Genomic DNA, 20,505 nt, shown 5'->3' on the forward strand with positions numbered 1-20,505 from the left:
ATGGTTGTCAAGACTTCGCGCGGCGGGGGCCGCACGGGCTATAGCGTCGCGTCCCTGTCGCTGGCGGGTGTGGCGCTCTGGGCCATGCCGCTTCACGCGCAGACGACGCAAGCTCCGGCTTCGCCCGCCGCCGCCGATACCGGTTCGGACGCCGCCGCCCCCGATCAGGGCGACCTGGTCGTCGTCGCACGTCGGCGGGACGAGCATATCCAGTCGGTGCCGATCCCCGTCACCGTCATCACCTCGCAGGAATTGGCGCGGCAGAACCTGGTCAACTTCACCAATTTCCAGACCAAATTTCCGTCCTTCTCGGTCTATCTGACCAACCCCAAGCAATTGAACCTGGGCATTCGAGGCATCGGCAATAACGGCTTCAACACCGACGGCATCGACGCCTCGGTCGGTGTATTCGTCGACGGGGTGTATAATGCGCGGCTCGGCATGGTGTCGAACGACTTCAACGACATCGCCGACGTCGAGCTGTTGCGCGGGCCGCAGGGCACATTGTTCGGCAAGAACACGACGGCGGGCGCGGTCCTGATCAACACGCTGAAGCCCAGCTATACCTTGGGTGCCGCGACCGAGTTCACCATCGGCAATCAGGGGTTCCGCCAGATCAAGGGGACCGTCACCGGCCCGCTGATCGACGGCAAGCTGGCGCTGCGGCTCTCGGCCTTTTCCAGCAGCACCGACGGCTATTACCGCAACGTCTATAATGGTCGCTGGCAGAATGCGCGGCAGGGCGAAGGCGTGCGTGCGCAATTGCTGGCCAATCCGACCGAGGATTGGACGATCCGCGTGATCGGCACGCATGCGACCCAGGCTTTCCCTTCCATGGGGCCGATCACGCTGGGCGTGTACAACCCAAGCGCTCTGCAGGCGCGAATGGCGGCGGCCGGTTACACGCTGCTCGTCAGCTCCAAGGAAAAGCGGGAGATGAACATAGACTCCCCGCTGAACGCGCAGACCAAAACCGATGCGCTGAGCCTGCAGCAGGACATCGACCTGCACGCGCTCGGCACCATCACCTCGATTGGCGCGTGGAGCCGCTGGTCCTGCTTCACCAACAACGACAACGATTATACCCAGCTGGATGCGATCCGCGATTACGGTTCGTGCAACCGGGTCCAGCAATGGTCGCAGGAGGTGCGCTGGGCTTCGGTCACCGGCCATCCCTTGGAGGGACTGGTCGGTGCCTTCTTCTCGCGGCAGCAGCTCGATGTCGACTCGCGCATCCGCTTCGGGTCGCAATATCATCTCTGGGCGGGCAATCCGAACGCGACGCTGTTCGGCACCAATCCGGCCAATGGCCTGATGTGGGGCAAGGGCGGCTGGGCCTCGGCGCTGACCGGCGCGGGCTTTGACAGCCATGCGGTGTTCAACACCCGGACCAGCGCGGTATTCGGCCATGCCACATGGCATCCGGACGAAGCCCGTCGCCTGGCCTTCGACCTGGGGCTTCGTCAGACCTGGGAGGAAAAGCGGATGCGCTATGACGGCGTCATTGCCAATCGTGGTGGCCTGAGCACCGCGCAGCTCCTCGCCTTGTCGTCCAGCGGCGCGAATGCACAGCTCGGTTCGGCGGCCGACCATGTCACCGACAATTCGCTGTCGGGCGAGGTCGGCGTGAACTGGAAACCGGTCGATACGGTCATGGTCTATGTCACCGGCGCGCGAGGCTATAAATCCAAGGGGTTCAACCTGCTGCCTTATAACAGCAGCAATCCGGACAAGGGCATCGCCACGGCGATCGCGCTGGGCGCGGGCCAGCACATCGACGGCGAACAGGCGGATAATATCGAGGCGGGGATCAAGACCGAGTGGTTCGATCGCAGGCTGGTCTTCAACCTGACCGCCTTCCATACCTATGTGAAGAATTATCAGGCCAACCAGTCGATCGGTGTCGGCAACACCGCCACCAAGTTCCTGGCCAATGTCGGCGCGCTGGTGTCCGAGGGCGTGGAGAGCGAAGGCGAGGCGTTTCTGGGCCCGCTGCACCTGAAGGGGTTCCTGGCCTATAACCGGGCGATCTATGCCTCGTTCCGCAACTCGGTCTGCCCGGTGCAGATCAGCGCGCCGACCTGCGACCTGACCGGGCGGCAGGTGGCCTGGGCGCCGAAATGGACCACCGACATCACCGCCGACTATACCCGACCGGTGTCGGACCACAGCGCGCTCTATGGTCTGGTCGACGTCAACTGGCGGACCCGGCAGAACACGACGATCACGCTCGATCCGGCGGCGGAGATTGCGGGCTATGCGCTGACCTCGGCGCGGGTCGGCCTGTTGATGGATGACAAGCGGCTGGAGGTTCAGCTCTGGGTCGAGAATCTGTTCGACAAGGCCTATTACGTGAACCTGCTGGGGGTGACCAAGTCGACCGGGATCGTACAGGGGTATCCGGGCGCACCGCGAACTTTCGGGATCACGGTGCGCGGTCGCCTCTGATCCGCAACATGCGCGCTTTAGATGTTTGGCCTCGAAGGATGGTGGTGCGGATTTGACGTGAAACAGGCAAAGGCGAGCCGTAAGTAGCTTTTAGTTGAAGGACACGTCGAACCGTCCTTCAAGCCTTTCTCATGGAGGTCACATGTCGACGAACCCGACCTCCCGCAGTCCGGCCAGGGCGTGCGGCGGATGAGATCGCGCCCATCCTAATCCTCGGGCGCGATGCGTATCCGGTAGCCCGTGCCCATATCCCGCATGGTCAGTCGGCAGGCCAGGCGGGATCGGTCGGTGCGATAGGCGCTGCTGTCGAGCAGATCGTCTTCGTCGGGGCCGGGCGGCGGCAAGTCCCCTCCCCCCGCCTCGACATAGACGTGGCAGGTCGCGCAGGAACAGCATTCGCCGCACATCGCCAGCAGCTCGTCGATACCGGCATCCCGGATCGCTTCCATGACGCTGACATCATCAGCGCCTTCGACCTCGAAACGGTCGCCATCACGGGTAATGACCTCGACCGTCGCCATTACGCCGCTCCCTGGGTGACGAAGCCGGACAGGCGACCGGCGATCAGATCTTGCGCATCGCCGACGATCCGCTCGATCAGCTGTCGACAGGTCGGCACGTCATGGATCAGCCCCTGCACCTGCCCGGCCCATACCAACCCCGCATCGAGATCACCAGTTTCCAGAGCCGTCCGTCCCTTGGCGCCGGACACCAGCGGCCGAATATCCTCGAACATGGCGTCTGGCCGCGCGGAGATTTCGACGACCCGGTCCGATACGCTGGTCTTGGCCACCCGCCCGGTGTTGTGGAAGCGACGGAAGATCAGGTTAGTCGCGCGTTCGTCATTGGCGACGATCAGTTGCTTGACCCCATTATGGATCGGGGCCTCGACCGTTGCACAGAAACGGGTGCCCATGTTGATACCCTCTGCCCCCAAAGCCAGCGCAGCGACCAGCCCCCGGCCATCGGCGAAACCGCCGCTCGCCAGCATCGGGATCTTCACCTTGTCGGCCGCCGCGGGGATCAGGACCAGCCCCGGAATATCATCCTCGCCCGGATGCCCGGCACATTCGAACCCGTCGATCGACACGATGTCGACGCCCATCCGCTCGGCCGACACGGCATGGCGTACGGCGGTACATTTATGGATCACCGTGATGCCGTGCGCCTTGAAATCCTTGACATGCTCCTGGGGACGATGCCCTGCCGTCTCGACGATCGTCACGCCGCTGTCGATGATCGCCCGGCGATATTTGGCATAGGGTGGCGGGGAGACGGACGGCAGGATCGTCAGGTTCACTCCGAACGGCTTGTCGGTCATGGTCCGGCAGCGGTCGATCTCCCGCCGCAGATCGTCAGGCGTCGGCTGGGTCAGTGCGGTCAGCATCCCCGGCCCCCCCCTTCGCACATGGTTTGGAGACCATAGCGCTTGCCCCCAGCGGATGGCCGAGCGCGATCGCCCGCCATTGACATTCAGCTGGGCGGAATCGCCGTCGATCCGGGCACCGGCGATGCGCTGGTCCGCCTCGAGGTGCCAAATCCCGGCGAGCGGCTGTTGCGCGGCATGTTCGTCCGCGCTGACCGTGCCGCAACAGGCCGTTACCGGCGCGGGCGACGACACGCCGCAGGTCAGCGTGGTCGGCAGGTAGGACCGGGTGCCCCTCCGCTGCATCACGCTCGGCCCGCTGGTTGAGGGCCGCTATGTCATCCAGTTGGGGCTGCGCGCGGGCGAAACCGTGATCGTCGAGGGGCAGGGCCGAGCCCCGCCCGGCATCCTGGTCAACCAACGCTCTTGGAGTGGCGGCACGACGGGCTTAGCCATGGCGCAATTCTTCATCGACCGCCCGGTCTTCGCCTGGGTCATCGCGATTTCTCAGATGCCCGTCGCCCGCTTCCCCAGCATCGCACCGCCAACCGTCAGCATCTTCGCCAGCTATCCCGGTGACACGCCGCAGACGCTGAACGACAGCGTCGTCTCACTCGTCCAGCGCGCGCTGTCGAGCGTGAAGAACCTCCTCTATTTCGAGAGTTCGGCCGACACTTTGGGCTTGGCTACGATCACCGTTACCGGGGACCGTCGGGGATCAGGACGATCTTGCCCGCGAAGCGGCGATCCTCCAGCAGTCGATGGGCGGCCGCCCCTTCGCTCAGCGGGAAGGTGGTGATCGCGGGCGCGGTGATCGTGCCGGCCCGCAGGGCCGCGAACAGGCGGTCGGCGCGGCTCTGTCGGCTTTCGGTGCGGTTCAGATAGGTCCAGAGATCGCCTCCGACGACACCCTTCGACTGCTCCATCAGCGACAGCGGATCGATCGCGGGCGGTGGACCACCCGCCTTGCCGAAGATCACCACGCGGCCACCGGGACGCAAGGCGGCGAGGCTGTCGTGGAGCGTGGTGCCGATCGAATCATAGATCAGGTCGACGCCGTCTCCGGTCGCCCGCCGCACCTGCACCACCCAATCGTCATAGCCATAGACCGCACTCGCGCCGTTCGACCGCGCCTGTTCGCGCTTGGACGGGGTCGAGGCCAGCGCATGGACCTCGGCACCCAGCGCCGCCGCCATCTGGGTCAGCAGCCGCCCGACGCCGCCCGATGCGGCCTGGACCAGCACCCGGTCGCCTGCCGACAGCCTGCCGCTATCCTCGACCAGATATTGCGCCGTCACGCCTTGCAGCAACAGCGCGGCGGCGGTGCGGTCGTCGATATCGTCCGGCAGCGCGACCAGACGATCGGCGGGCGCGTACACCCGTTCGGCATGGGCGCGCGGCACGTCGAGAAACCCGACCCGCTGCCCGACCCGCCAGCGATCGACGCCGGTCCCGATTGCGACGATGCGCCCGGCACCCTCATAGCCGCCGATCCATGGCGCTTCGCCGTCCAGCACATAGATGCCCTGACGGCGATAGATGTCGGCGAAGTTCAGGCCGACCGCGCTGGTCTCCACCAACACCGAACCAGCGTCGAGAGCCTGATCCGAAAGATCGCCATAGCGCAGGACCTCGGGGCCCCCGAACCGATCGAAAAACAACGCCTTCACCGCACTATCCTCGACACACCCATCGCCGATCATCCTTGTCTTAGTTGCCAATGAACGGAGGATGCCTGCTGGACAGTGTCGGAAACAGCCGCATAGGCTGCGACGTCTTCGAACCAGGGGTTTGTAATGGACCGATTGACCAGCATGGCGATCTTCGTATCGGTGGTCGACCTCGGCAGCTTCACCGCCGCGGCGAAGGCGCACGACATCTCGGCAACGATGGTGGCCAAGCACGTCAATGCACTGGAAGCGCGGCTCGACACCCGCCTGCTGCACCGGACGACCCGGCGGTTGTCGCCGACCGAGGCCGGTCGGCGCTTCACCGAATCCTGTCGCCGCGTGCTGGCGGATGTCGCGATCGCGGAGGCGGTGGGGGCCGAGGTGGCGCAGACGCCGGTCGGTCGGCTTCGCATCGCGGCGCCGATCGCCTTCGGCACCGAACGGGTCGCGCCCTTGCTGGCCACCTATCTCGACTGCTTTCCGGACATGCAGGCGGAACTGGTGCTGGGCGACCGCAAGGTCGATCTGATCGAGGAAGGCTTCGACCTGGCCTTTCGGATCGGTGCGCTGGAGGATGACTGGCTGGTCGCCCATCCGCTTGCCCCTTATCGCCTGATGCTCGCCGCCGCGCCGGGCTATCTGGAGCGACACGGTCATCCGGAGACGCCCGTCGACTTGCGCGGACATCGGCTGATCGGCTTCGCGCAATTCGGTGCGGACGACCGATGGACGCTGGTCGGTCCGGGCGGTGAGCATGTCGTACCGCTGCCCCCGCCCCGCCTGCGCATCAATCACGCAGCCGCCCTGCGGCAAGCGGCGGTCGCGGGCTATGGCATCATCCTGCAATCGCGCGTGACGCTGGACGGTGATCTGGCGTCAGGGCGCCTGATCCCCGTCCTGGCGGATTACGCGCCCGCACCTCGTCCGCTGACGCTCGTCCGCCTGCCCGATCGTCGCATGACGGCAGGCCTGCGCGCCTTTGTCGACATGGCGGTCTCGGCGTTCAGCGACGATGCATAGGGTTATGCTTCGAGCTTCCGGAAGCCATCGGCAATCGCCGCCAGATCCGGAGCGTTCGTCATCCGGCCACCTGCCGCAGCACGGCAAGAAAGCGGTCGTTCTCCGCCGGTCGTCCGACCGTCACGCGTACCCAGTCATCAAGCGGGGGGAAGGGCCGAGCAATCTCGATGCCTGCGGTGGCGGCCGCAGCGCGGATTCGGCTTGCTGCGGGCGTGCGGAAGAAGACGAAGTTCCCGCGCGCATCGGTGTGGCGGAGCGACAGCGCGTCGAGCGCCGTGTGAAGTCGCCGCCGCTCCCCCGCCGTCCGGTCGCGCACCATTGCGACATGGCCCTGGTCGGCCAGCGCTGCGCCTGCAGCCGCAAGCGCGGGACGGGACAGGGAATGCGGTGCGCCGATCCCCGCCTGACGCAAGGCGGTCGCCAGCGGAGCCTGCGCGATGGCGTAACCGATCGACAGCCCCGCCAGCCCATAGATCTTGGCGAGGGTACGGAAGACGAACACATTGCGCCCCGCCTGCACATGCCGGATCGCCGACAGCTCGGCGAGGTCGTCATATTCGAGATACGCCTCGTCCACCACAGCCAGCGTCCGGCCGGACACATCAGCGAGAAAGCTGTGCCACGCTCCCGCCTCGCTCACTGTACCGGAAGGATTGTGGGGGTTCACCAGCGACACGGCCAATGTGTCCCCGCCGACCGCGCGCGACAATGCCGGCAGGTCGTTCTCCAAACGCACATTGAGCGGCACCGGCCTGCCCCGACCACCAAGCGGGGCCGCCGCATCGACCAGCGCCGTATAGCCGGGCGCCGAGAAGACGATCTCGCCGCCCCCTGCCCGCCTGCGCGCCAGGAAAAGCCCGAGTGCTTCGAGCACTTCGCCGATCACGACCTGCTCGGGCGCGACGCCTTCGAGGCGGGCGATCTGCCGGGCGAGCGCGTCCACCTCGGCCTGCTCGACATAGCGCTCCACGCCGACCGCCGCCGCACGGATGGCGGGCGCGACGTTTGGCGAGGGTCCCCAGGCGTTCTCGTTGAGTGACAGCCGGGTCCGTGCGGCAAGACCAGTGCCGATCGCCGGTGTCGCGGCCACCGCCGCGCCCATCGCGATCCACTCGCGCCGGTTGAGCAGCGCCGCCATCAGAAGCTCACTCGGGCACGAACATAATAAAAGGCACCGCTAAATCCGAAGGGTGAGAATTCGCTGTACGGAAAGACGCCGAACGTATCGGCGCCGGTCAGCGCGGCGGTCGACCGGATGTTCTCGGTCGGGTAGACGTTGAACAGATTGTTGGCGCCCACCGTCACCGCCAGGTTGCGGTTGACCTGCCCGGTGAAGCTAAAATCGGTCACCCATTTCGGCTCCAGCTGCTGGATCACATCGACATTGCCCCGCGTCCCGGACTGGGTCGGCAATGTGCGATAGGGCGTCGATCCTTGCGCGATCAGGGCGACGGCGGCAGGCGTCTGGTTGGTCAGCGCCACTTGCTCGACCCGGCCATAGCGGGTGGCGCGCACATCGAAGGTGATCGGCCCGGTCCGGAGGGTCGTCCCCAGCGCTACCTTGTCGCGCGGCTGGCCGCGCTCGACGCGCGTCCGTTCGACGACGTCGAACAGCGGCGTGGTGATACCCAGCGCCGTAATTTGCGGGGGCGTCGCCGCGATACGGCGCAGCCGTGTCCGGTTATGATTATACGCTGCCGTCAGCTTCAGATCGCCCCATCCGCCCAGCGGAGTCGCATAGGCCGCGGTCACGTCGACACCTTGCGTCCGGGTGTCGACCGCGTTGGTGAAGTAGCGGACGCTGGTCACGCCCGGAATGCCGATGCCGGCGAGATAGTCGCGCAGACGGCGGCTGCCCGACGCATCGACATAGTTGGACGACAGCATGATCCGGTCGTCGATGTCGATATGATAATAGTCGACCGACGCCGTCAGATGGCCAGCCGCGTACGTCAGGCCACCGCCGAAGTTGGTCGACGTCTCGGGCTTCAAGGCCTGGGCGCCGAGCGCCTTGGCGAGGGCCGAGCCGACCGGCGCGGTGCGGACGAGGACGAATTCGGGGAAACCGGTCGTGTTGTTGACGATCGTCCGGCTGCTGGTCGAACTGAAATATTGCTGGGCGAGGCTGGGCGCGTGGAAGCCGGTGCCGATGGACCCGCGCAGGGCGAACCCCGCAGGCAAGGCTAAGCGCGTCGACGCCTGCCCGTTCCAGGTGTCGCCGAAGTCCGAATAATGCTCATAGCGTCCGGCGAGATCGACCGTCCAGCCGCGCAGCGGTTCCAGTCCGGCTTCCGCAAAGGCGCTGATCGCGTCGCGGTGGACATCGACCACGTCGCTCGGCTGAATGCCCGCGAAACCCTGCGACCCGATCGTCGGGATCGCGCCGGCATTGGGGCCGTCGAGTACGCGTGCGGACCCATATTGATAGCTGGCCAGCTCGCCGGCACCGATCTTGTAGCCGTCACGGCGATATTCGGCACCGATCGCGACGTCGATCGGCGCAGCCAGCCCCGCCTCGACACTGTTCGACAGGGTCAGGTCGGTCGTCCACTGCGAATTGCCATAGCGGCCGTTGTAAAAGCGCGTGGGGCTGGCGGTCCCCAGCGTGGCGTTGAGCGTGTTCCGTGTCCGATACTCGATGCGGTTGCCGCCATAGACGCTGGACAGGTCCCACTTCCAACCGGCCAGATCGCCGCGCAGGCCGAGCGCGCCGGTATAGTCTGTACTTTCGGTATCGACGAAAGGCAGGAAGCCGTTCGGGTAGATCGCACGGACATTCTCGTCCTGCCCCGGGCGGCGGAAGGAGGCGTTGCTCTTCGCCTCGCTCAAGCGATAGCCGCCAAATCCATAGAGTTCGACGCTACCGAGCGGCTTGCTGAGATTGACCAGGACGGAGCCGTCCTTGATGTCACCCTGATCGGCGAAGCGCCAGACGTTGCGGTCGACGCTGGCCTCGCGCGGGTCGAGCCGCGTTCCCGTGACGCCGCCGGGCGGATTGAGCCCGATCCCCGCCCCATAGCGCGACGACAATGGCTGAGGCGCGCCCGTGGGCGAAAGGCCGAAATAGAATTGCCGCGTGTCCGGCTGGGCACGGTTCGCCGCCTGATGATCGCGATAATAGCCGGTGACGTTGACGAAGCCGCCCTCGCCCAGCTTCAGCCCGCCACCCAGCGAGACCTCATAGGTGTCGCCACCGCCGTCATAGGTCGTGCCCGCGCTGGCCGTGGCGTGCAGTGCGGTATCGGTCCGAAGCAGGATGTTGATGACGCCTGCGATCGCGTCGGAGCCATATTGCGCCGAGGCACCGTCGCGCAGGATCTCGATACGGCCGATCCCTGCCGCCGGAATCTGGTTGAGGTCGGTCGGCGTCGCGCCCTTCCCGATCGTGCCACCGGTGTTCACCCAGGCCGCGCCATGGAGGCGCTTGCCGTTGACCAGCACCAGCGTCTCGTCGGGTGACAGCCCCCGCAGCGAAGCGGAGTGGATATGGGTGTTGCCGTCCGGCGTCGTCGGATTGGCGAAGGAGAAGGACGGCGCAAGCTGGCGGAGCACCTCGCTCGTCTCCTGATAGCCCGAGGCGCGGAGGTCGTCGCCGCGCAGTACGTCGATCGGTACCGGTGAAGTCGTGACGGTACGTTCGCCAGTGCGCGTCCCGGTGACCACGATCTCGTCGCCCGTCTTCGACTCTTCTATACTCGCTCGAGGGGCCGCGTCTTGTGCCGCTGCGGTCGCCATGGGCGATGCGCCGACCAACAGACTCATCACGACGATCTTCATCCATCAACCCCCCTTGCCGACCCTGCGACGCCTGTTGGCATTTGCATCGACATAATATCCTATCGGTTCGATAGGCTTTTGATAGAAATGATTGTGTACGGGCAAGCTCAGACCCACCTTTCGCTCCTGCCGCGCCGCCGCCTTGGAATGTCCATTCCGCCAGGCGGCCGGGCTGCTTCCAGCCCATGCGAATATCCGCGCTCAAACGGCACTTGGCCAGCATGCATAAGGATTGAAGCCGATCTTCAGCGAAGGCTTGCACGCACTCGGGCGAGTGCCGCTTCAGACCATGCCCCCTCCCCCGTCCCAACTATTAGCTGCTCGGACGCAGGAAAAACTTTGTCGCGGGACCGCTCACCGCTTTTCTACCTAACTCCCATCTGAATAAGGGGGTATCATAATGTCGTTGGTCATCGGCCGCCGTCGAGCGGTGCAATTCGCCATGTCCGGTGCGGCGCTGATCGCGATGGCGCAACCGGGGCTGGCACAGCAAAAAGGGCGTTTGGCGGCCCCCGCTGATGATCAGATTTCTCCGACCGATCCCCTGGCCACTGCGGCCGACATCACGGTCGTCGGGACGCGGGCCTCGCTACGTTCGGCGATCGCGCGCAAGAAGCAGGCGGATACGGTGGTCGATTCGATCGTCGCCGACGACATCGCCAGCTTCCCCGACAAGAACGTCGGCGAGGCGCTGGCCCGAATCACCGGCGTGCAGCTGCAGCGCGACTTCGGCGAGGGCAGCAAGGTGTCGATCCGCGGCGTCGAGCCCGATCTGAACCGAATCGAGATCAACGGCGTCAGCCAGCAGAGCGCCGGCGGCGAGCGGAGCGGCGACTTTCGCGAACTGGCGGTCGAGCTGGTCAAGTCGATCGATGTCTATAAGGGCTATACGGTCGATCTGACCGAGGGGGGTATCGGCGGGACGGTGCGCGTCGAGACCCGTCGTCCGCTCGAACTGCTCAAGCCCATCTTCAGCATCAAGGGCGAGGCGCAGCGGCTGAACCTGGCGCAGAAATGGCGCCCGCGCGTCAATCTTACCGCGGGCCGCGCCGACCTGCTGGACGGTCGGCTCGGCGTGCTGCTCAACGTGACACACAGTCAGGTCGACACACGCGGCGACTCCATCGCAAATACCGACTGGCGGCGGTATTTCGATCTCGACCGGTCGAGCGAAAAGACCGTCGCCGACCCGGACTATGCGGCCTATTCGACCTATGAAAGCTGTGCGGGCACGACGGGCGGAACCGCCGCCAAGGCCACCGCCGCACGGCTGGCGTGCGAGACCCAGTTCTTCGACTGGGCTCCCAACTCCGCACGATACCGGGTGCTGGATCGATTCGATGCCCGGACCTCGTTCGACGGGCAGTTGCAGTATCGCGTCGCCGATAACTTCACGATCTGGACCCAGGCGCAGCTTAACTGGCGCAACCAACGGATGCGCGACACCAACTACACCGTCAATCTGAGCAGCGGGACTGGCAGGACCCTGGACCTGACGCGCTATAACCTGGACGCGCCGCTGGCCACCAACGCCGCCGGCGGCGCTTCCCGTCCGCGTCCGACGGTGGGAACGGTCACGACCGAGAACCATGTATTGACCAGCGTGCTGACCGCGCTGAACGGCGTAAACGCCGCAACCGATGGCGCGACTGCCAATTATCGTGGCGCGAACGGCATCGTCGGGGTGCAGCGCCGCGACTTTCGCTACGACGAGGAAAGCCGCTATTTCCAGACCGGGTTCGAATGGGATCTGGACCGGCTGCACCTGATCGGCCTAGCCTCAACCTCCAGGGCGTCGCGGATCGATGAGACGAACTTGGTGGGGATCACCACGTGCGTACCGGGTATCATGATCGACCGGCGCAACCCCGACGGTCTGCCCATCCTTCAGTTTCCGGCGGCGTTCGATCCCGCCGCCATATTCAGCTATGCCGACGCCACGCGGCGCGGCGCGAATGGGCAGTTGCTCAATCAGACGGGCCCCGTGCTGCAATATCGCCCCGGCCAGAACGATGCCTCGGAAGACCAGTTGAAGCTGGATGCGACCTATGCCGTCAGTTGGGGGCCGCTCAAGGCCATCGCTTTTGGTGGTCAGTTTCGGAACCAGGATCTGGTATCCTACGGGGCGGGTGGCGCCCGCCTGCTGAGGGCGGCCGTGACCGCGGTTCCGTCTGCCGGGATCGCCGCATCGCCCGCCGTCTACCAGTATAACAACAACATATCCTATACGACCGTGATCGGCCCGGTTCCCGCGGGCGGAGCGGCGGCCAACACCTATTACCTCACCACAGCGCAGTATCAGCAGTTCCTCGCGGCCAATAGCGGGCTGACCGGCGGAGCGCCGCTGTTCACCGGGATTTCAGGAGCGGAGGGCGCGCCCCAGAGACTGGCCATCCCATTGTTCGACTATGCCAATTTGTCGCGTTCCTATGACCTGTCGGGATTCAACCAGGATCGCGTGCGCTTTGCGGACGGCCTTCCCCAAATTCCCGATTACGTCATCAACGAGCGTATCGTCGCGGGCTATCTGAAGGCCGATATCGACACACGTCTGTTCGGAATGCCGCTGACGGGCAATGTCGGGGTGCGCTATACGGCGACCCGCGACCGCTCGGTCAGCAGCAACACGCGCCGCGAAAATCGCGTACGGCCGGGAACCGGGGTCGGCACCATCCCGGCGGTGATCGAAACCGCGACGGTCGCGGTTCAGCAGATCACGCTGCAAAATCGCTATCATGACTGGTTGCCCGCCGCGAATGCCGCACTGGAAGTACGGCCCGACCTTTTCATTCGACTGGGCTATGCCAAGAACCTGGCACGGCCCAAGCCCAGCGATCTTTCCCCCGCGATCAACTGCGTGATCGACACGGCAGATACGATCGCGGGTGAGGACACCTGCTCGGCAGGCAATCCCTATCTGAAACCTTATCGTGCCGACCAGTATGAGTTGAATGCCGCCTGGTATCCCAACCGCGATACCGCGATCAGTATCGGTTATTACTACAAGGACATCCAGAGCTTCGTGCTGCCCCCCGCGACGGTGGCGGGCGTGGACCTTTTTCGCGACGGCACGCTGTACACGGTACGCCAACCGCTCAACGGCTTCGGCGCGAAGCTCGACGGGATCGAGGCAAGTGCCCAGACCGTGCTCGGCTTCCTGCCCGCGCCATTTGACGGGTTCGGGCTCAGCGGGAACATCACTTGTAGCCGCTCGATCAACAGCGGCCTCACCAACCAAGCGACGGGCGAGCCGCTGTCCGAATTCCCCGGACTGTCCAAATTCACCTACAATGCCAGCATCTTCTTCGACCGCCACTGGCTCAACGCCCGGATCAATTACAACCGGCGGGGCAGTTGGCTTTATCAGGCCGCCAGCGCAAACAACGGCAACAGCCCCGTGTACCGGCGCGGCGAAACCTATGTCGATGCCAAGGTACAGCTTCGCCTGGGCGTCCATTATTCGGTCTTTGTCGAGGCGATGAACCTGACCAATCAGTTGACGCGATCCTATATCGACGATGCGCGGCCGATCGAATTTACCGATGTCGGACGGCGCGTGTTCCTTGGCGCGCAGCTGAAACTGTAAATATGCGGGTGGTTCTGATCGCAGCCGGGCTGGTCGGTCTTGCGCTGCTCGCGAAGAGCGCGTCTGCCGCCTGTGTTCGGGCCCGAACGCCGCCGCCGTCCGCATGGCGGATCGAGGCGGAGGACCCGGCGGCGCGTGTCACCTTCCTCGGTGGAGACGGAGTCGAGATCGACACGGCGCGCGGTTTGACCCTGTGGTACGCCCGCCGTCTGGCGATGCCGGTTCGCATCGTGTTCGAGGCAAAGGCTGTCGCGGCGGGCGGACCCAACGATCAAGTGAGCGACCTCAACGCCTTCTGGATGGCAACCGACCCCGCCGTCGCGGACGGTTCGGTGTTGGCTGCCGGTCGCCATGGCAGGTTCGAGGATTATGACGCCCTCGCCACCTATTATGTCGGCATCGGTGGCAATCGGAATACGACCGTTCGGATGCGGCGTTACGTGGGTCAGCCTGGCAACCGTCCGCTGATCGGAGAGCGTGCGCCCGCCCGCTCGCGCGACCTGCTATACCCCAATCGATGGACCCGGATCGTTACGACCGTTCGGATGCGGCGTTATGTGGGTCAGCCTGGCAACCGTCCGCTGATCGGAGAGCGTGCGCCCGCCCGCTCGCGCGACCTGCTATACCCCAATCGATGGACCCGGATCGTGCTGACCGCCGATCACGAGGGGATTTCCGTGACGCGCGACGGCCGCCTACTCTTCGCCTATCGTGACGCGGCGCCCTATCGGCAAGGCTGGTTCGCCTTTCGCACGACGCAGAGCCATTGGCGCCTGCGCCCTATCTCCATCACCTCTGGCCGTAATCTGGAGTAGACCACCGATGCGACCGACCCACCGCGAGCGGGCCTGATTGATGTGAGCGTCGCGATCTGATTCACGCCTCGCGAAGATGCCGGGATGAGCGACCATTTTTTGGACTGCTACGTAAATGTGCTACGTAGAGCGTCGGCCCGGCCATCAAAAAACGGCCGAAAACTGAGATTCTTGGAAATGGTCGGGGAGACAGGATTCCTGACCTAATTTTACCGCGCGCTAAGTCATTGATTTTGCGTTACCGTGCAACCCGTCTGTCCGCAGGTTGCACAGCGAGGGGTACAGTATGGCGTACAGCCGAGCAAGCCTCCGCCTTGCGCCAGATCCTATTTGCGACATTGGTCATCGACCCCGCCGCCTGCGTTCCGGGACTTCGAGGATAAGATCGGCCAGACACATCGATTGCTGTCTATCGCCCGATGATGGCGGAGAATGTCTTTGACGAACCTGAAGCGGTATGCGGGCTGTATTTGAGACGATAAAGAGCAGCGATCAGGCGAGCGAACGCTCAAGGATACGAAGCGAAACATGGCGAACATCACACGGCGTCGGACAGGTGAGTTTCTGCGCAAGCTGTTCGAAGCCCTTCTTGCCGAGCCGGAGGGTATGGCCGCCGCAGCCGCCATGAATGCCGTCCGCACCGCCATCCCGCTCACTGCATTCGAGAAGGGGCACTATCCCTCCGGCGGCGAGCGGTTCGAAAAGATCCTGCGCTTTGCGACGGTCGACTGCGTGAAGGCTGGCTGGCTCCTGAAGAGCGGCGGGGTCTGGAGCGTCACGGACATCGGGCAGAAGGCCTATAAAACCCATGTCGATCCCGAAGCCTTCTACAAGGAAGCGTGTCGGCTGTATGGCGCATGGAAGGCCCAGCGCGATGCGTCAGAGGTGATGCCCGGCGAAGCGGCGCAGCCCGATGCGATTGAAGAAGCGGCAGAGAAACTCAGCGTCACCGTGGAAGCGGCCCTCGATCACGCCTGGACCGAAATTTCCCAGTTCCTGCACTCCAGCGACCCGTTCGAATTTCAGGAGATGGTCGCCGATCTGTTGCGCGGCATGGGCTATCACGTTTCCTGGGTCTCGCCGCCTGGCAAGGATAACGGCGTCGACATCATCGCCTTCACCGATCCCCTGGCCACCGTCGGGCCACGGATCAAGGCACAGGTGAAGCGCTGGCAGTCCAAGGTCGATAGCGATGGGCTGAAGTCGTTTCTGGCCACGCTGTCACCCGGCGACGTCGGCATCTATATCTGCCTGGCCGGTTTCACGAAGGATGCGCAGGATTATGCCCGCAATCAGGAGACGCGACGCGTCACGCTGATCGATGCCCGGCGCTTTTTCGATCTTTGGGTTCAGAATTACTCCAAACTGGCCGATCAGGCGCGCCGTCGCTTGCCGATCGTTCCGGTCTATTTCTTGGCGCCCGCAAGTTAGGCACGCGTCGCTGGCAAGTGAACGGCAAGGTTCTGCGCCCTCTTCTTCGATCGACCAAACCAAGACTTGGGCCGGTCATACGTCGCTATGTTCTGGAGCAACCGCATTGCTCTTTGGCATGGCTGGACGCTAGTACGAGCGTCAGGTCGTTAAAACGCAGGGGTCAAGGTGCCGATACTGGATTGGATGACGCGCGGGGAGGATGTGCGCGCGGCGGCGGCGGTGCCCTATCGGTTGCTGGAAGCGGTGCCGGCGCTGGACGGCGGCGATGCCGACACCGCCAACATGCTCATCCAGGGCGACAATCTCGACGCTCTCAAAGCGCTGTTGCCCTACTACAAGGGCGCAGTGAAATGCATCTATATCGATCCGCCTTATAATACGCGGTCGGCGTTCGAGCAGTACGACGACAATCTGGAACACAGCCAGTGGCTGGCGATGATCTATCCGCGCCTCGTCCTGTTACGCGAGCTGTTGGCGGAGGACGGCAGCATCTGGGTGTCGATCGACGACAATGAGGGGCATTATCTCAAAGTCGTGATGGATGAGGTGTTTGGGCGGCGGAATTTTGTTGCCAGTCCAGTTTGGCAGAAACGATATTCACGGGAGAACCGCGGCGCAATTGGCGACGTGCACGAATACATCGCCGTGTATGCGAAGTCGCCAGACCGCTTTAAAACCGATCGCAATCGCCTACCGCTCGACGAGCAGCAGGCCAAAATTTACCGAAATCCAGTTAATTCCAAGGAAACCGATCCAGCGAAGCGCTGGCGAGGATTGCCTATGACTGCGCAGGGTTTCCGACCGAACCAAATGTACGAGATCATTGCGCCAAACGGTCGCTCCCACCGCCCACCAGAAGGACGATGTTGGTCCATGGTGGAGAGTGAGTTCCGGAAACTGGAGGCTGCGGGCCGGATTTATTGGGGCCGGGACGGAAACGCACAGCCCAGCGTTGTGCGCTTCCTTTCCGAAGTGGAAGGACTGGTACCGTGGACATGGTGGCCGCACGAGGAAGTCGGCCACACCGATGAGAGTAAGAAGGAGGCGAATGCACTGTTCGGAGCCGACGTTAGCTTCGGCACCCCCAAACCCGAACGCCTGATGCAGCGCATCCTCCACATCGCCAGCAACCCTGGCGACCTCGTGCTCGACAGCTTCCTCGGCTCGGGCACCACCGCGGCGGTGGCGCATAAGATGGGGCGGCGCTGGATCGGGATCGAGATGGGCGACCATGCCGAAACCCATTGCAAGCCGCGCCTCGACAAGGTGATCGGGGGCGAACAGGGTGGCATATCCAAAGCGGTCGGCTGGACCGGCGGCGGCGGCTATCGCTATTTTCGGCTGGGCGCGCCGGTGTTCGAGGCCGACGGACATATCGCCGATGGCATCCGCTTCGCGACGCTCGCCGCCCATGTCTGGTTCAGCGAGACGGGAACGCCCTTCACCGGCGCTGCCGATACGCCCGTATTGGGGGTGCATGACGGCATGGCCTATGCGCTGCTCTATAACGGCATTCTCGGCGACCGGTCGGTCAGCGGTGGCAACGTTCTGACCGCCGCATTGCTCGAGCGACTGCGGGCGGAAAGTGGCTGGGATGGACCGATGACCGTCTATGGCGAATGGTCGAAGCTGGGCGCGGCGCGGCTGGCCGAAGCCCAGGTCGTCTTCAAGCAGACCCCCTATGACGTGAAGGCCCGCTGATGGAACTGAAGGACTATCAGCGCCGGGCGCTCGACGCGCTTCGCACCTTTCTCGACCAAGCGGCGATCCGCGACCATGCGGCCGCTTATGCCGCCGCGTGTGCGATCGGCGAGCCCGGGGCGTATAGCGCGACCTATCGCCCGTTAGCCGGGTTGCCAGACGTGCCCTATTGTTGCCTCCGCCTGCCGACCGGCGGCGGCAAGACATTGCTTGCCGCGCACGCCATCGGCATCGCCCGCGATACCTATCTGGCGCGTCGCTATCCGGTGGTGCTGTGGTTGGTCACCTCAAGCGCGATCGCCGACCAGACGCTGGGCGCGCTGAAGAGGATCGGCCATCCCTATCGCCAAGCGCTGGAGACGCAGTTCGGCGGCGCGGTGCGCGTGTACGGCATCGACGAGCGGCGGCAAATTCGCCCGCAGGACATGGCGGATGCCGCGACGGTGATCGTCGCCACCGTCCAGTCCTTCCGCGTCAACAATGTCGCCGACCGCAACGTCTATCGCGACGATGAAGAATTGGAGCCGCACTTCGCCGCGCTGCCCGCCGGGGCGGATCTTGCCCGGCACGAAGCCGGGCCGCGCCGGGGCAAGCCGATCGCCAGCTTCGCCAACCTGTTGAAGCTACACCGCCCGCTGGTGATCGTCGACGAGGCCCATAACTTCACCTCCACCCTGTCGGGTGAGACGTTCGGCCGTCTCGCGCCCGCGGCTGTCGTGGAGTTTACTGCGACGCCGGTGCGATCCAATGTCATCGTCTCCGCCACCGCCGCCGAGCTGAAGGCGGCGGATATGATCAAGCTGCCGATCCATCTGTCGCAGCATGCCAGCTGGCAGGCGGCGATCGCCCACGCTGTCGACAACCGCGCGTGGCTAGAAGGCATTGCCGCCAAAGACGGCGGCGGCATCCGCCCAATCGCGCTTTATCAGGCCCAGCCTGCGCGAGAAGATGCCGAGGCGACGGTCGACGTGGTGAAACGCCATCTTATCGACGATTGCCGCATCCCCGAAGATCGGATTGCGGTCGCAACGGGCAATCAGCGCGAATTGGATGGTATTAATCTGTTCGATCCGGCCTGCATCATCGAACATGTCATCACCGTCGATGCGCTGAAGGAAGGCTGGGACTGTTCCTTCGCCTATGTCTTCTGCTCGCTCGCCAGCATCCGCAGCGGTGGGGCGGTGGAGCAGTTGCTGGGGCGCGTGCTTCGCATGCCCTTTGCGACCCGACGATCGTCCGAAGAGCTCAATCGTGCCTATGCCCATGTCTCCGAACGCAACTTCTTCGACGCGGCGGAAGGACTGAAGGACCGGTTGACCGAGATGGGCTTTGACGAGCGCGCGGCGCTGGAGGCGATTGTCGAACAACCCGAAACGTTCGACTGGCGCGAGGACCAGCCGCTGTTCACCCGGCCCGAGCTGCCGGTGCTGCGTGTACAGGAACGCCCCGACCAGAGCGGATGGACGCCCGAAATGGTTTCGGCGACCCGCATCGCCGACGATGGCGCTGGCGGCGTCGCGATCACCTTCGACACCGCCGCCTCCGATACGGTACTGCGCGAGGTCGCTGCGGCGGTAAGTGCGCCCGGCTTGACTCCGACGACGGCGATCGAGGCTTTCATCGCGCAACGTGCTGCATCGTTGTCGCCCGCCGAACAGGGCGAGGTGCTGACATTGCCGCGCCTCGCGATTGAGCGCGACGGACAGCTGGAGATCGTCTTTCCCGAAACGCTTGTAGACGTCGGCGGCTGGGATCTGCGTCAGGTTGACACCAGCCTACCCGGCTTCGCGCTGACCGACCGGCCCGACACGTTTGAGATGGACGTGGACGGCGATCGGGTCGTCTATAGCCGCATCGACGCCGCTGCCGAACTGGCGCTGGACGATGCGACCGATTGGGACGTTGCGACGCTATCGCGCTGGCTCGATCGTACCACCCGCCAGCGCGATGTCGCGCAGCCGATCTTCCTCGAATATTGCCGACGCGTGGTGGAGGGCGTCGCCACGCGCATCCCGCTGGCCCAACTGGTGCGCGGTAAATTCGCACTGCGTCGCGCGATCGTGGCGCGGGTCAGCCAACTTCGCCATGAAGCCGGTGCACGCGGCGTTCAGCTATTGCTTGGCGACATCGTGCCGGTGCTGGCGTTGGGCGACAACGGCTTCAGCTTCAGCAACGAGGGCTATGATCCGCGAACGCCCTATTCGGGACCTTGGCGGCCTCGAAACCACCTCTTCTCACAGGTTGGCGATTTGAAGCATGGCGGGGAGGAATGGAAGGCCGCCGTGCAGATCGACGATCATCCTGCGGTCCACCGCTGGGTACGCAACGTCGACCGCACCCGTTGGTCGTACAGACTACCGACCTCGACCGACTTCTTCTACCCCGACTTCATTGCCGAGCTGACGGATGGCCGAAAGCTCGTCATCGAATATAAGGGTGCCGATCGCACGGACAGTGCTGAAAGCCTCGAGAAGAAGAATATCGGTGCCCGGTTACAGGAGGTAAGCGGTGGCGAGGTGCTATTCCTTTGGGCGGAACTGGATCGTGGCGGCAATGTCACGCAACAAATCGACAGGATGATTGACCGGACTCAATTGTGAATAACCTCATAGGCAAAAACCGCAGGGTTTTTCCGTTTTTCTAATTAGGAGTTGGTTCGTATTGAGGAAGTGCGGGCGGGGTCGCTCG

Annotated in this window: 13 protein-coding genes; 8 read left to right on the forward strand and 5 right to left on the reverse strand. The window is 64.2% G+C overall.

Annotation, left to right across the window (positions count from 1 at the left end):
• Positions 1-2,448, forward strand: coding sequence for a TonB-dependent receptor (locus QE360_RS14950; protein ID WP_309702737.1), 2,448 nt, complete (start codon positions 1-3; stop codon positions 2,446-2,448).
• Positions 2,449-2,654: 206 nt separating this feature from the next.
• On the opposite strand, the gene QE360_RS14955 is transcribed toward QE360_RS14950, so the two are convergent.
• Positions 2,655-2,969: a 2Fe-2S iron-sulfur cluster-binding protein gene (locus tag QE360_RS14955; RefSeq protein WP_309702742.1), complete on the reverse strand. Its 315-nt coding sequence runs from the start codon at positions 2,967-2,969 to the stop codon at positions 2,655-2,657.
• A complete protein-coding gene (locus tag QE360_RS14960) occupies positions 2,969-4,123 on the reverse strand; it encodes a nitronate monooxygenase family protein (protein WP_309702745.1) in 1,155 nt (384 codons plus the stop codon). The genes QE360_RS14955 and QE360_RS14960 overlap by 1 nt, the downstream gene beginning before the upstream one ends.
• Here QE360_RS14960 and QE360_RS14965 point away from each other — a divergent pair.
• Positions 4,104-4,613, forward strand: a complete 510-nt coding sequence (locus QE360_RS14965) for an efflux RND transporter permease subunit (RefSeq protein WP_309702747.1) — start codon at positions 4,104-4,106, stop codon at positions 4,611-4,613. The genes QE360_RS14960 and QE360_RS14965 overlap by 20 nt on opposite strands.
• On the opposite strand, the gene QE360_RS14970 is transcribed toward QE360_RS14965, so the two are convergent.
• The gene (locus QE360_RS14970; RefSeq protein ID WP_309702748.1) at positions 4,513-5,484 is read right to left on the reverse strand and encodes a quinone oxidoreductase; all 972 of its coding nucleotides are present in this window, start codon (positions 5,482-5,484) and stop codon (positions 4,513-4,515) included. The two genes, QE360_RS14965 and QE360_RS14970, sit on opposite strands and share 101 nt — an antisense overlap.
• A gap of 126 nt (positions 5,485-5,610) precedes the next feature.
• Between QE360_RS14970 and QE360_RS14975 the strand changes: the two genes are divergently transcribed.
• Positions 5,611-6,504: a LysR family transcriptional regulator gene (locus QE360_RS14975; RefSeq protein WP_309702751.1), complete on the forward strand. Its 894-nt coding sequence runs from the start codon at positions 5,611-5,613 to the stop codon at positions 6,502-6,504.
• A 58-nt stretch (positions 6,505-6,562) separates the two neighbouring features.
• Here QE360_RS14975 and QE360_RS14980 read toward each other — a convergent pair whose 3' ends face one another.
• A complete protein-coding gene (locus QE360_RS14980; RefSeq protein WP_309702752.1) occupies positions 6,563-7,642 on the reverse strand; it encodes a histidinol-phosphate transaminase in 1,080 nt (359 codons plus the stop codon).
• The gene (locus QE360_RS14985; protein WP_309702754.1) at positions 7,642-10,281 is read right to left on the reverse strand and encodes a TonB-dependent receptor domain-containing protein; all 2,640 of its coding nucleotides are present in this window, start codon (positions 10,279-10,281) and stop codon (positions 7,642-7,644) included. Before QE360_RS14985 ends, QE360_RS14980 begins: the two co-directional genes overlap by 1 nt.
• Positions 10,282-10,681: 400 nt before the next feature.
• Here QE360_RS14985 and QE360_RS14990 point away from each other — a divergent pair, with 400 nt between their 5' ends.
• From QE360_RS14990 to QE360_RS15010, 5 genes are all read left to right on the forward strand, one after another.
• Positions 10,682-13,867, forward strand: coding sequence for a TonB-dependent receptor (locus QE360_RS14990; protein WP_309702755.1), 3,186 nt, complete (start codon positions 10,682-10,684; stop codon positions 13,865-13,867).
• Between the two features lie 2 nt (positions 13,868-13,869).
• On the forward strand, positions 13,870-14,682 hold the full coding sequence (locus tag QE360_RS14995; RefSeq protein WP_309702756.1) for a DUF6250 domain-containing protein: 813 nt from the start codon (positions 13,870-13,872) through the stop codon (positions 14,680-14,682).
• 528 nt (positions 14,683-15,210) lie between these two features.
• Positions 15,211-16,113 (forward strand): restriction endonuclease, encoded by a 903-nt coding sequence (locus QE360_RS15000; protein ID WP_309702758.1) that lies wholly within the window; start codon positions 15,211-15,213, stop codon positions 16,111-16,113.
• A gap of 186 nt (positions 16,114-16,299) precedes the next feature.
• Positions 16,300-17,817: a site-specific DNA-methyltransferase gene (locus QE360_RS15005; RefSeq protein ID WP_405052684.1), complete on the forward strand. Its 1,518-nt coding sequence runs from the start codon at positions 16,300-16,302 to the stop codon at positions 17,815-17,817.
• Entirely contained in the window at positions 17,817-20,417 is a 2,601-nt protein-coding gene (locus QE360_RS15010) for a DEAD/DEAH box helicase family protein (protein ID WP_309702763.1), read from the forward strand. Before QE360_RS15005 ends, QE360_RS15010 begins: the two co-directional genes overlap by 1 nt.
• Positions 20,418-20,505 lie beyond the last annotated feature (88 nt).

It is taken from the genome of Sphingomonas sp. SORGH_AS_0789 (assembly GCF_031453055.1).
Lineage (GTDB): Bacteria > Pseudomonadota > Alphaproteobacteria > Sphingomonadales > Sphingomonadaceae > Sphingomonas.